A 12,695-nucleotide genomic window follows, 5' to 3' on the forward strand; every position below is an offset into this window, starting at 1 on the left:
GGACGACTATGCCAGAACGAGATATGGTTCGGCCATGGGAAACGTGGATGACATCGACCGCCGGCTGATCGCCCTGCTGCAACACGACGCGACGACGGCGTACGCGGCGCTCGGCAAGGAGGTGGGCCTGTCGGCCGGCGCCGCCCACGAGCGGGTGCGCAAGCTGCGCGAGCGCGGCGTCATCAGGCGTACGACGATCGAGGTGGACCCCGGGGCCCTCGGCCAGGGCGTGCTGGCGTTCGTGATGGTCGACTCGACGGCGTGGATGGGCGAATCGGCGGCCGCCTTCGCGGCGATACCCGAGATCCAGGAGGCCCATGTCATCGCGGGCAGCGCCTCGGTCCTGGTGAAGGTCCGCACGGCGACGACCGAACAGCTCCAGGACGTGCTGCGCCGCCTCTACGCGATCGACGGCGTGAGCGGCACCCATGCGACGGTCTCCCTGGAGACGTTCTTCGAGCGGCCCCTCTCGCCGGAGCGCGCCGCCGGAACGTGAGGCCGGGGCGCGCGGCCGAGGCGCCCTCCGCGCACCCGTCGCACGCACGAGGGCCCCGCCCCCGGAAGCGAACTCCCGGGTGCGGGGCCCTCGTCGAGCCGTACAGGGATCAGAAGCGGCGCGTGATCAGAGCGCGCTTGACTTCCTGGATGGCCTTGGTGACCTCGATGCCGCGCGGGCACGCGTCGGTGCAGTTGAACGTGGTGCGGCAACGCCACACGCCGTCCTTGTCGTTCAGGATCTCCAGGCGCTGCTCGCCCGCCTCGTCACGGCTGTCGAAGATGAAGCGGTGCGCGTTCACGATCGCGGCCGGGCCGAAGTACTGCCCGTCGTTCCAGAACACCGGGCAGGACGACGTGCACGCCGCGCACAGGATGCACTTGGTGGTGTCGTCGAAGCGCTCGCGGTCCTCGGGGGACTGAAGACGCTCGCGCGTCGGCTCGTTGCCCTTCGTGATGAGGAAGGGCATCACGTCGCGGTACGCCTGGAAGAACGGCTCCATGTCCACGACCAGGTCCTTCTGGACCGTGAGGCCCTTGATGGCCTCGATGGTGATGGGCTTGGAGGGGTTGATGTCCTTGATCAGCGTCTTGCAGGCGAGCCGGTTCTTGCCGTTGATGCGCATGGCGTCGGAACCGCAGATGCCGTGGGCGCACGAGCGACGGAAGGTCAGCGAACCGTCCAGCTCCCACTTGATCTTGTGGAGACCGTCGAGCACGCGCTCCTTCGGGTCGATCTCCAGCTGGAAGTCCTCCCACGTCGCTTCCTCGGAGATCTCCGGGTTGAAGCGGCGGATGCGGAAGGTGACGGTGATGTACGGCGAGTCGGCGAAGCCGGGCTCCGGCGCTCCGGCCGTGCCGGGCTTGTCCATCGTCGGGGTTGCCATCAGTACTTACGCTCCATCGGCTGGTAGCGGGTCTGGACGACGGGCTTGTAGTCGAGTCGGATCGAGTCCTTGCCGCCGTCCGCGACCTCGCGGTACGCCATGGTGTGGCGCATGAAGTTGACGTCGTCGCGGTTGGGGTAGTCCTCGCGGTAGTGACCGCCGCGGGACTCCTTGCGCGCCAGGGCGGAGACGGCCATGACCTCGGCCAGGTCGAGCAGGTTGCCCAGCTCGATGGCCTCCAGGAGGTCGGTGTTGAACCGCTTGCCCTTGTCCTGGACGGACACGTTCTTGTAGCGCTCGCGCAGCTCGGCGATCTTCTCGACCGCCGTCTTGATCGTCTGCTCGGTGCGGAAGACCATGACGTTGGCGTCCATGGTCTCCTGGAGCTCCTTGCGGATGACCGAGACGCGCTCGGTGCCGGTCGCCGACAGCAGGTTGGCGACCTGCGCCTCGACCATGGCCGCCGGGTTCTCCGGAAGCTCGGCGAAGTCCGCGGTGTGCGCGTACTCGGCGGCGGCGATGCCCGCGCGCTTGCCGAACACGTTGATGTCCAGGAGCGAGTTGGTGCCCAGCCGGTTGGCGCCGTGCACGGAGACACAGGCGACCTCGCCGGCCGCGTACAGACCCGGCACGACCGTGGTGTTGTCGCTGAGGACCTCGCCCTGGACGTTGGTCGGGATGCCGCCCATGGCGTAGTGCGCGGTGGGCTGGATCGGGATCGGGTCCGTGTACGGCTCGATGCCCAGGTAGGTGCGCGCGAACTCCGTGATGTCCGGGAGCTTGGCGTCCAGCTGCTCCGGCGGCAGGTGCGTGAGGTCGAGGTAGACGTGGTCGCCCTCGGGACCGCAGCCGCGGCCCTCACGGATCTCGGTGTAGATGGAGCGCGAGACGACGTCACGGGACGCGAGGTCCTTCATGACCGGCGCGTACTTCTCCATGAAGCGCTCGCCGTCCTTGTTGCGCAGGATGCCGCCCTCACCGCGGGCGCCCTCCGTGAGCAGGATGCCCATGCGCCAGATGCCCGTTGGGTGGAACTGGAAGAACTCCATGTCCTCCAGAGGCAGCCCGCGGCGGTAGCACGCGGCCTGGCCGTCACCGGTCAGGGTATGGGCGTTGGACGTCACCTTGAAGAACTTGCCGGTGCCGCCGGAGGCGTAGATGACCGACTTCGACTGGAAGACGTGGATCTCACCGGTCGCCAGCTCGTAGGCGACGACGCCTGCGGACTTCTTGACGCCGTCCTCCTCGACCAGGAGCTGATCGAGGACGTAGAACTCGTTGAAGAACTCCACGCCCTCCTTGATGCAGTTCTGGTAGAGGGTCTGGAGGATCATGTGGCCGGTGCGGTCGCCCGAGTAGCAGGCACGGCGGACCGGGGCCTCGCCGTGGTTGCGGGAGTGACCGCCGAAACGGCGCTGGTCGATCTCACCCTTGGGCGTACGGCCGAAGGGCAGACCCATCTTCTCCAGGTCGAGGACGGCGTCGATGGCCTCCTTCGCCAGGATCTCGGCGGCGTCCTGGTCGACCAGGTAGTCGCCGCCCTTGATCGTGTCGAAGGTGTGCCACTCCCAGTTGTCCTCCTCCACGTTGGCGAGCGCGGCGGCCATGCCGCCCTGCGCCGCGCCCGTGTGGGAGCGGGTGGGGTAGAGCTTGGTCAGCACCGCGGTGCGGCTGCGCTTGGTCGACTCGATGGCCGCGCGCATACCGGCGCCGCCGGCGCCGACGATGACGGTGTCGTACTTGTGGATCTTCATCGTTGAATTCCTCAGTCCCTCAGCCCGTGGACTAGCGCATGTTCGGGTCGAAGGTGAAGATCACCAGCGTGCCCAGCAGGACGGTGAACACCGTGGCGGTGTAGAGCAGCATCTTCAGCCAGAAGCGGGTGTTGTCCCGCTGCGCGTAGTCGTTGATGACGGTGCGCAGGCCGTTGGCGCCGTGCAGCATGGCCAGCCACAGCATGGCGAGGTCCCACACCTGCCAGAACGGGGACGCCCAGCGGCCCGCGACGAACGCGAAGCCGATCTTGGTGACGCCGCCGTCAAGGACGAGCTGGATCAGCAGGTGGCCAAGGACCAGGACGACCAGCACGATGCCGGACAGCCGCATGAACATCCAGCCGTACAGCTCGAAGTTCGTACGGGTCGACTTCGGGGTCTTCCTGGTGCGCTGGCGCGGGGCCTCGATGAGCGGGGCCGGGTGCTCGGCGTCGTACAGGCTCGCGCCCTCGACTTCACCGATCGCGGCGGAAGAGGTTTCGGCAGACATCTCAGTCCTCAGCTCCCGAACAGTTCACGGACGGCGTGGCCGAGCACCGGGTAGAGCGCGCCCACCATCAGCACGACCCAGACGCCGACGACGGTCCAGAGCATCTGCTTCTGGTAACGCGGGCCCTTGGCCCAGAAGTCGACGGCGATGATGCGCAGGCCGTTCAGTGCGTGGAACAGGATGGCGGCGACGAGGCCGTATTCCAGACACGCGACGATGGGCGTCTTGTAGGTGGCCACGACCTTGTCGTACGCCTCGGGGGAGACGCGCACGAGAGCGGTGTCGAGGACGTGGACGAACAGGAAGAAGAAAATGAGGACGCCGGTGACTCGATGAGCCACCCAGGACCACATTCCTTCCCGGCCGCGGTACAGCGTTCCAGCCGGCACGGAAGAACCCTCCGGGAGCGGTGTGCGAGGGCCGGCCGGCTTCAGTGTCGGTCTGACCCGGCCGGGTACGGTCCACCGGCCCCGGTCATCGTAGCGACGCGATGTCGGTTCCCTCGCGCCGGGTCCATAGGTGTGATCAAACAGGCAATCAAACAGCCTCGTACGGCCTAAAGGACGCGGTGGGCCGTGCTCGGCGTGCCGGGTTCGGGATGGGATGCCACGAGATGGGCGAGCCGGGCCCGCGCGAGGCGGCGCAGCTCGTCGGCGGCGATCGAGCGCTCCTCGTCCGGTTCGTTGTTCATCCGGACCCGGATCCCGGTCAGCACCCGGTCCAGCTGTTCGGCCGCCTCGACGCCGTCCAGGCAGATCACGAAGGCGTGCCGGAAGCTGCTCTCGTACGCGGCGTGGGCCGCGGCGAGCGCCGTCTGGGCGGCCTGCGGGGCGCTGTCGTGCAGGCAGGGCGAGACCTCGTCGGCCAGGGCCTCGGCGAGGTCGGCCGCGCTCAGGTCGTAGCTGGCCTCGTCGGCGGCGGCGAGCAGGGAGTCCAGGTCGGGGTAGGGGCGGTGGGCGGCGATCCGCAGGGCCCAGCGGCGGCTGGCGCAGCAGGCGAGCAGCGCGGTCTCGGCCGCGCCGGGTGCCGCGTGGTTGAACCGGTCGAGCCCGCCGGGGCGCTGTGGGGCCGACGGAACGGATGTGCCACGGGCCTGATGCGGTATGGCCGCGCACCCCTGGGCACGAGGAGTGTGATGGAGTGGCGGCGGTCGCTTCCGGGGACCGGGGTGGGAATCGCTGGACAGCGTGGGCTCCTCGAATGCACGCGGGACGGTGCGGTGCGGTGCGGGCGGTGCGGTCCGGGACGGACGGGCTCGGACCGCGGGATCTGGAGTGGCGCGAGAGGTGGGAGTGCCGCCACGCTATCCACGTGGAGTGGGAGACGCCCGACTGTTGCGCGAAATTTCACCCGGACGTGAAAACCGGGCCACGCGCGGTGGACGAGCTTCCCGGCACGGCATTCCAGCGGTGCCCGGCGGTCCGGGCAGGGACCGGGGCAACCGGATCCAGGCCCGGGACGCCGGATTCACGCCCGGGGCGACCGGATTCAGGGAGCGCCGGACCCAAGCCCGGGCACCCGGACCCGCGTCCGGGACCCCGGGATCCACGTCCGGGGCGCTCGGACACAAACCGGGGCACCCGGGGACGCCGGAACGACAGCCGGGGCAACCGGATTCGCGTCCGGGAGCGCCGGAACGACACCCGGGGCGACCGGATTCACGTCCGGGGACGCCGGACCCAAGCCCGGGCACCCGGACCCAAGCCCGGGCACCCGGACCCACGTCCGGGGCGCTCGGACACAAGCCCGGGCACCCTGGGACGCCGGAACGACAGCCGGGGCGACCGGATTCACTTCCGGGGGCGCCGGTTCCGCCCTTACTCTTGCAGGACGGGAGGTTTCTGAGTGATGTCGCGTTTCAGGATGTCCCGGCCCCGGATGCCGTGGTCGCGCGGTCCCGAGGGAGCGCCCACGCCGTCCCGGGTGCGCGCCTCCCGGCCCCGGGCGCCCTGGTCGAGGCCCGCCTGGCTGCACCGGCCCCGGGGGCGCCGCGCGCTGGTCCTTCGGGTGGCCCTGGTCTGTCTGGCGATGCTGGCCCTGATCGTCGCGGTCTGGCCGGACGACGACACCCAGGGCGGCCACGGCGGCCCCATCGACAGCGGAAGCCTCGCGTCGGCGCTGCCCACGCCCTCGATCTACCCGATCTCCTCCCCGCCCCGCACGATCCCCTCGGTGCGCGAGCACCACGCCGCCCGGGGCCCGGGCTTCCGGCCGGCCGGCTCGTCCCGCGTCATCGTGGCCGTCGGCAGTGAAAGCCTCGCCGACGAGGGAAAGCTGTTCGCGCAGGAGCTGGGCGCCGCATACGCGCTGGGCGGGCAGCCCCGCGCGGGGGACATCGAGCTCTCCCTGAGCCCGCCGCCCGCAGGCCAGCAGGTGGTCCCCGAGTCGTACACGCTCACCACCCACGACCGCCGGGCCTGGATCACCGGCGCCGACGATGCCGGGGTCTTCTACGGCACCCGCACCCTCAAGCAGGCGCTCAAGGGCGGCGGCGTGATGCCCGAGGGCGTCGTCAAGGACCGGCCCGACAAGCCGCAGCGCGGCCTCAACCTCGACATCGCGCGCAAGCCGTACACCGAGACCTGGATCGAGGGCCAGCTGCGGCAGATGGCCGACCTGAAGATGAACCAGCTCGGCCTGCACTTCTCCGACGACCAGGCCTTCCGGATCGAATCCGAGAGCCACCCCGAGATCGTCTCGCGCGACCACCTCAGCAAGCGCGACGTCCAGCGGATCGTGTCGCTCGCCACCAAGCTGCACATCACGGTGGTGCCCGAGATCGACTCGCCGGGCCACCTGGGCGCGGTGATCACCGCCCACCCCGACCTCCAGCTGCGCGACAAGGACGGCAGGGCGGTCAAGGGCGCCATCGACATCGCCAACCCCGCGTCCGCGCGCATCGTCGACGACCTGCTGCGGGAGTACGCCGATCTCTTCCCCGGGCCGTACTGGCATCTGGGCGGCGACGAGTACCAGGCGCTGGTGGTGCGGGCCCCGGCCACTCCCGAAACCACCTATCCGGGTCTCGCGGCCGCGGCCCGTGACAAGTACGGGCCGAAGGCGGACATCAAGGACCTGGCGACGGGCTGGCTCAACGACCGCGCCGAGACCCTGCGGTCGGCCGACACGGGGCTCACCTTCAAGGCGTGGAACGACGGCTTCTTCCCCGACGGCCAGGTGGCCGCGGACCAGGGCCGCGAGGTGGAGTACTGGACGGGCAAGGAGAACGGGGCGCGCCCGCCCGAGGACTTCCTCGCCGAGGGCCGCAGGATGGTCAACCTCAACGACGAGTACCTGTACTACGTGCTCGGTGAGCCCAACACGTTCAAGTACCCCACGGGCAAGCGGATCTACGAGGAGTGGACGCCGCTGGTGCTGCGCGGGACCAAGCCGGTGGACGCCAAGTACGCGGGCCAGATCCTGGGCGGCCGCTTCGCGGTCTGGGGCGACATCCCCGGCGCCCAGACCGAGGAACAGGTGGCGCGCGGCATCCGGATGCCGCTGCGCGCGACGGCCCAGAAGCTCTGGGACACCCGCCCGCCGGCCATGGCCTGGGAGGAATTCAAGTCCCTCGCGGACCGACTGGGCTGAGCCCGGGCAGCCCGGGCAGCCCGGCCCGGTCGGCACCACCGAGGTCGCCGACCAGGCCGCCCGGACGAAGCACGAGGTCGGTGTCATCGCCCTGGCCGCAGGCGAGCGCCCGCAGGCTCCCCGCGCGAGGATCGCGCTCCTGGGCGAGGCCAAGGCGACCGCGGCTCGCCGGGGGACGCCGCGGCCGGTCTTCACGCCAGGCGTTGTACTGGGTGGCCGGCGGCGGCCGGTAGGGGACCAGGCCGTGACGGCTCGGTTCGGTTCGAGCCGTGTCGACAGAGATCGCCGCTGCCGGGGCAGGCCGACTGGATTCGCCTCAGCAAGCACGCATCGCCCCAGGTCAGGGCAGGTGGGCCCGGAGGACGGCCGGGGCCGCCACCCCCCACAGGAGAGGCCCCGGCCGTCGTCCGGCGGGGCCGTTGTGGCGACCCCGTACTCTCTTCAGCGCCGTGCGTGCGTTTTCTGTCACAGCGCGCTCTGGCAGCGGGTCGTGACAGCGGGTTGCCGGGTTGGTTGCAGCTTGTACAAGTCGTGGACTTATGGGGCGCCGAGGCCGTAGCGTGCAGATTCGCGTTCGGGGACGCGGCCGTGACGACCAGCGGTGACATCGGAGAAGTCGGCCAGGACAAGGTGCAGGGATTGCTGGGGGACGACGCGGAGCTGACCGCCGCGGTGCTCAGGGCGCAGGACGGGGACGAGGAAGCCTTCCGTACCGTCTACCGCTCTGTGCACCCACGCCTGCTCGGCTACATCCGGACACTGGTCGGCGAACCCGACACCGAGGACGTGGCCTCCGAGGCCTGGCTCCAGATCGCGCGCGACCTCGACCGCTTCAAGGGCGACGCCGACCGCTTCCGGGGCTGGGCCGCCCGCATCGCCCGCAACCGGGCCCTCGACCACATCCGGATGCGCGGCCGCAGGCCCGCGGGGGGTGGCGACGAGAGCGAGCTGGCCAACCGGCCCGCCGAGTCGGACACCGCCGACGAGGCGATGGAAGCGCTCGGCACCGGACGTACGATGGCGCTCATCGCCCAGCTCCCGCAGGACCAGGCCGAGGCCGTGGTCCTGCGCGTGGTAGTCGGCCTCGACGCGAAGAGCGCGGCGCTGACCCTGGGCAAACGGCCCGGCGCGGTGCGGACCGCCGCGCACCGGGGCCTGAAGCGGCTTGCTGAACTGCTCGGCGCGGACGGCCCCCCGGGGGATGTGGCCCAGGACGCGGAGGAGCTGGGTGCCGTGCCGTCGCAGCGTGCGCCGGAACGCGGTGTGACGCAATCGCGGGCCCGGACGCAGAAGGACATGTGATGGCTGACGAGCGGCACGAGTGGCTTGACGGGGATGCCGCCGAGCGACTGCTGCGCGGCGAAGGAGCCGAGCCCGGCGACGAGCGGGCCCGCGCCGAGGCCGCCGAGCTCGCCGGGCTGCTGCGTTCCCTGCGCGGCCCCGAGCAGGCCACCACCGAACTCCCCGGCGAGGCGGCCGCCCTCGCCGCCTTCCGCGAAGCCCGGGCCGGGAGCGCGAGCGCGCCCGCCGGCGAAGCGCTCGGCGTCGTGCGGGTCGGACACGTCAAGGACGGCGCCGGTGTGGCCGCGCCGCGCCGGCGCCGCTTCGCGCCGGTACGTCTCGGCATCGCCGCCGCGGTGGCCTGCTGCACGCTCGGCGGGGTCGCCGTCGCCGCGGGTACCGGGGTGCTGCCGGGGCCGTTCGCCTCCGACGAGCAGGACCCCACCCCCGCGTCCACCGTCTCCGCCGACCTGACCCCCAGCCCCCCCGACGCCTCCCCCTCGCACCCGCTGCCCTCGGGCTCCCCGGCGCCGGGCCGGCCCACGCCCTCCGTTTCCGCGCCCACGCACGACGCCGGCCCTTCGGGCACCCAGGGTGCGCCGAGCGCCGCCGCGAGCCCGGACCGGGGAACGGACGACGGCGCCCGGCAGGGCGGCTCAGGCGACGGCAACGAGAACACGGGCGGCGGCCAATGGCTCGCCAGGACGGCCGAGGACTGCCGCGACTACCGCTCGGGCCGGCTCGACCAGGACAAGCGCCGCGACCTGGAGTCCGCCGCGCACGGGCGGGCCGCCGTGAAGGCGTTCTGCGACCTGCTGCTCGACGACAAGGGCGGCGCGGGAGGCGGTGGCGCCAAGGGCGGCAACGGTGACGGCAAGGGCGGCAAGCCCGGGGGAGCGGACGGCGGCGCGGGCAAGGGCAAGGGCGACGGCGCCGGGAACAAGAACGGCGGCGGTGGCGGCGGCAAGCAGAACTCGATGGCGCGCTCGGGCCCGCTCCTCGGCCTGCTCACGCCCACGCTCGGCACGGCGGCCGGCATCTGAGGGGCGGGGCGCCCGTGGCCCTGGCCGCAGCGCCGAACCGAGACCCGGGACCAATCCGAGCGCCGGTCCGGTAATCAGTCCGAGCCGGTCTGGAACAGGCCCGGGACCCGTTCGAGAACCCCTCCCAGAACCCGCAGTAACGTTTTTCGGGACGCCGGCGCAGTACTGAGTGAGCCGACTGGTCATCGGCGGCGCAGAAGAGCCGGGGTTCCCCCCGTACCCACGGCTCCGCGCGAATGGCGCGGGCGGGACACGTTCCCCCGGTCCCGCCCGCGCCCCCCTTCGTGACCGTCGGACGCGCGCCGTGCCCGAGCGCCGCTACCAGTACACGACGACCTTGTCGCCGATGTTCACCTGGTCGAACAGCGCCGCGACCTTCGCCTTGTCCCGGACGTTGACGCAGCCGTGGGAGGCGCCGTTGTAGCCACGGGCGGCGAAGTCGGACGAGTAGTGCACGGCCTGGCCGCCGCTGAAGAACATCGCGTACGGCATGGCCGTGTGGTAGATCGTCGAGACGTGGTCACGGCTCTTCTCGAAGACCTTGAAGACGCCCTCGCGGGTCGGCGTGTACTGCGAGCCGAAGCGCACGTCCATCGTCGAGCGCACCGTGCCGTCGACCACCCAGGACAGGGTGCGGCTCGTCTTGCTGATGCAGATCGCGTGGCCCGTCAGGCAGCGCGGGTCGAGCTTGACGGCCGGCTTGTTGACCGCGCGGCCCGCAAGCTCCCCCGCCGTCGGCTCGGTCGTCATGCCGAGCAGCTTGGCCCAGGTCACGCTGTCCGTGCTGCCCGTCGCCGGGAGCCCGCGCTTGCCCTGGAAGCCCTTGACGGCGGCGGTGGTCGCCGCCCCGTATGTGCCGGTCGGGGTGTCGTCGAACCAGCCGATCTGGGCGAGCCGGGCCTGGAGCTCCTTGACCTGGGCGCCCTTGGAGCCGTTCGCCATCAAGATTTTGGGCGCGGGCTTGGGGTCGGCCTTGGCCGCCGGTTCGGCCGGTTCGGCCGCCGCTTTGGCCGCCGGTCCGGTCGAGCGCCCGGCGACGGCGTCTGCCGGAGCGGCGGGTTTGTCGTCGGTGGCCGCCGACGCGGACGCGGGCGGTGGCGCGGGTGTGGACGGCGCGGCGGACGGCGCCGAGGGTGCGCCCGGGGCGGCCGGAGCTTTCGCGCCGGCCCCGGCGCTCTGCGGACCGCATCCCACGGCCGCCGCGATGACGGCGGTCGCGGTGAGGGTTTGGGCTATGAGAGTGGTGCGGTGGTTCCGGCGCATGCGTCGCCCCCTGATTCTCTGGTGTCCCCCTAGACAGTTTCCCGGCGCGAACGGTTGCAAAAGCGCCCGTCCGCATCGGGCGCGTTGTGAGCAAGCTCCCAGCGCGCGTCCGCCCACCCCGCGCGCCCTCGCCGCTACAGTCCGTCGCGAGGGTCGGGTACCAGCCAGTAATACGGCTTCAACGGGAGGCACAGCACATGGCGCGCGAGTCTGAATCCGGTCTGCCCATCGAGCCGGTCTACGGCCCTGACGCCCTCGCCGGCTGGGACCCCGCCGAGAAGCTGGGCGAGCCCGGCGCGTACCCCTTCACCCGTGGCGTCTACCCGTCGATGTACACCGGCCGCCCCTGGACCATGCGCCAGTACGCGGGCTTCGGCACCGCGACCGAGTCCAACGCCCGCTACAAGCAGCTCATCGCCAACGGCACCATGGGCCTCTCGGTCGCCTTCGACCTGCCGACCCAGATGGGCCACGACTCCGACGCGCCGATCGCCTCCGGCGAGGTCGGCAAGGTGGGCGTCGCCATCGACTCCCTGGACGACATGCGCGTCCTGTTCGACGGCATCCCGCTCGACAAGGTGTCGACGTCCATGACGATCAACGCCCCGGCGGCGCTGCTGCTCCTGATGTACCAGCTGGTCGGCGAGGAACAGGGCGTACCTGCCGACCAGTTGACCGGCACGATCCAGAACGACGTCCTGAAGGAGTACATCGCGCGGGGCACCTACATCTTCCCGCCGAAGCCCTCGCTGCGGCTGATCGCCGACATCTTCAAGTACTGCGGGGCCGAGATCCCCAAGTGGAACACGATCTCGATCTCCGGCTACCACATGGCCGAGGCCGGCGCATCGCCCGCGCAGGAGATCGCGTTCACGCTGGCCGACGGCATCGAGTACGTCCGCACGGCGGTCGCGGCCGGAATGGACGTGGACGACTTCGCACCGCGCCTGTCCTTCTTCTTCGTGGCCCGCACCACGATCCTCGAAGAGGTCGCCAAGTTCCGTGCCGCGCGCCGCATTTGGGCCCGGGTGATGCGCGAGGAGTTCGGCGCGAAGAACCCCAAGTCGCTCATGCTGCGCTTCCACACCCAGACCGCGGGCGTGCAGCTCACCGCGCAGCAGCCCGAGGTCAACCTCGTGCGCGTCGCCGTCCAGGGCCTCGCGGCCGTGTTCGGCGGCACCCAGTCGCTGCACACCAACTCCTTCGACGAGGCGATCGCGCTCCCGACGGACAAGAGCGCGCGCCTTGCCCTGCGCACCCAGCAGGTCCTCGCTTACGAGACCGACGTCACCGCGACCGTGGACCCCTTCGCCGGGTCGTACGCGGTCGAGCAGATGACGGACGAGGTGGAGGAGGCCGCGCTCCAACTGATGCGGCACGTCGAGGACTTGGGGGGCGCGGTCGAGGCGATCGAGCGGGGTTTCCAGAAGGGCGAGATCGAGCGCTCGGCCTACCGCGTCGCGCAGGAGACCGACGCGGGCGAGCGCGTCGTGGTCGGCGTCAACCGCTTCCGGGCCGAGACCGAGGACCCCTACGAGCCGCTGCGGGTGGACCCGGCGATCGAGGCGCAGCAGGCGGCCCGCCTCGCCGCGCTGCGGGCCGGCCGCGACCGGGCGGCGGTGGACGCGGCCCTGGCGGAGCTGAAGCGGGCGGCCATGGGCGAGGACAACGTCCTGTATCCGATGAAGACCGCCCTGAAGGCCCGGGCGACGGTCGGCGAGGTGTGCGACGCGCTGCGCGAGGTGTGGGGGACGTACGCGCCCACGGACGCGTTCTGAGGGTGGACCGGGCCGGGGTGGCGGGGCGTGGACCCGGGTAGTGGGACGCGGCCCCGGGTAGTGGGACGCGGCCCCGGGCGGTGGGGCCGGGC

General features: G+C 71.3%; 11 protein-coding genes and 1 pseudogene. 6 read left to right on the top strand and 6 right to left on the bottom strand.

The window, feature by feature from the left end; genetic code table 11:
- The first annotated feature begins 43 nt into the window (after positions 1-43).
- Complete coding sequence (locus tag ACFYM2_RS27815) at positions 44-496, top strand: Lrp/AsnC family transcriptional regulator (RefSeq protein WP_359003673.1); 453 nt, start codon at positions 44-46, stop codon at positions 494-496.
- A 109-nt stretch (positions 497-605) separates the two neighbouring features.
- On the opposite strand, the gene ACFYM2_RS27820 is transcribed toward ACFYM2_RS27815, so the two are convergent.
- The 5 genes from ACFYM2_RS27820 to ACFYM2_RS27840 all read right to left on the bottom strand — a co-directional run bounded on the left by ACFYM2_RS27820 (position 606) and on the right by ACFYM2_RS27840 (position 4,833).
- The gene (locus ACFYM2_RS27820) at positions 606-1,382 is read right to left on the bottom strand and encodes a succinate dehydrogenase iron-sulfur subunit (protein ID WP_359003609.1); all 777 of its coding nucleotides are present in this window, start codon (positions 1,380-1,382) and stop codon (positions 606-608) included.
- On the bottom strand, positions 1,382-3,136 hold the full coding sequence (gene sdhA / locus ACFYM2_RS27825) for a succinate dehydrogenase flavoprotein subunit (RefSeq protein WP_388460076.1): 1,755 nt from the start codon (positions 3,134-3,136) through the stop codon (positions 1,382-1,384). The genes ACFYM2_RS27820 and sdhA overlap by 1 nt, the downstream gene beginning before the upstream one ends.
- A gap of 31 nt (positions 3,137-3,167) precedes the next feature.
- Positions 3,168-3,647 carry a succinate dehydrogenase hydrophobic membrane anchor subunit gene (locus ACFYM2_RS27830; protein WP_350232267.1) on the bottom strand — a complete coding sequence of 160 codons (480 nt, stop codon included), beginning with the start codon at positions 3,645-3,647 and terminating at the stop codon, positions 3,168-3,170.
- A gap of 8 nt (positions 3,648-3,655) precedes the next feature.
- The gene (gene sdhC / locus ACFYM2_RS27835; RefSeq protein ID WP_100574740.1) at positions 3,656-4,036 is read right to left on the bottom strand and encodes a succinate dehydrogenase, cytochrome b556 subunit; all 381 of its coding nucleotides are present in this window, start codon (positions 4,034-4,036) and stop codon (positions 3,656-3,658) included.
- 167 nt (positions 4,037-4,203) lie between these two features.
- Positions 4,204-4,833, bottom strand: coding sequence for a 2-oxo-4-hydroxy-4-carboxy-5-ureidoimidazoline decarboxylase (locus tag ACFYM2_RS27840; RefSeq protein ID WP_388840094.1), 630 nt, complete (start codon positions 4,831-4,833; stop codon positions 4,204-4,206).
- Positions 4,834-5,675: 842 nt separating this feature from the next.
- Here ACFYM2_RS27840 and ACFYM2_RS27845 point away from each other — a divergent pair.
- The 4 genes and pseudogenes from ACFYM2_RS27845 (at position 5,676) to ACFYM2_RS27860 (ending at position 9,562) form a co-directional block, all read left to right on the top strand.
- Positions 5,676-7,238: a glycoside hydrolase family 20 protein gene (locus ACFYM2_RS27845; protein ID WP_388840097.1), complete on the top strand. Its 1,563-nt coding sequence runs from the start codon at positions 5,676-5,678 to the stop codon at positions 7,236-7,238.
- A gap of 13 nt (positions 7,239-7,251) precedes the next feature.
- Positions 7,252-7,416: pseudogene (locus ACFYM2_RS27850) on the top strand (ATP-binding protein); the annotation flags it as partial.
- 461 nt (positions 7,417-7,877) lie between these two features.
- Positions 7,878-8,540, top strand: coding sequence for an RNA polymerase sigma factor (locus ACFYM2_RS27855; protein WP_359003667.1), 663 nt, complete (start codon positions 7,878-7,880; stop codon positions 8,538-8,540).
- Positions 8,540-9,562: a hypothetical protein gene (locus ACFYM2_RS27860; protein WP_388840004.1), complete on the top strand. Its 1,023-nt coding sequence runs from the start codon at positions 8,540-8,542 to the stop codon at positions 9,560-9,562. Before ACFYM2_RS27855 ends, ACFYM2_RS27860 begins: the two co-directional genes overlap by 1 nt.
- A 318-nt stretch (positions 9,563-9,880) precedes the next feature.
- Here the strand turns inward: ACFYM2_RS27860 and ACFYM2_RS27865 are convergent, their stop codons facing one another.
- On the bottom strand, positions 9,881-10,825 hold the full coding sequence (locus tag ACFYM2_RS27865) for a L,D-transpeptidase family protein (protein ID WP_388460078.1): 945 nt from the start codon (positions 10,823-10,825) through the stop codon (positions 9,881-9,883).
- A gap of 197 nt (positions 10,826-11,022) precedes the next feature.
- Here ACFYM2_RS27865 and ACFYM2_RS27870 point away from each other — a divergent pair, with 197 nt between their 5' ends.
- Positions 11,023-12,603 carry a methylmalonyl-CoA mutase gene (locus ACFYM2_RS27870; RefSeq protein WP_388840007.1) on the top strand — a complete coding sequence of 527 codons (1,581 nt, stop codon included), beginning with the start codon at positions 11,023-11,025 and terminating at the stop codon, positions 12,601-12,603.
- The last annotated feature ends 92 nt before the right edge of the window (positions 12,604-12,695 follow it).

The organism is Streptomyces sp. NPDC006711, assembly GCF_042869775.1.
Classification (GTDB): Bacteria; Actinomycetota; Actinomycetes; order Streptomycetales; family Streptomycetaceae; genus Streptomyces.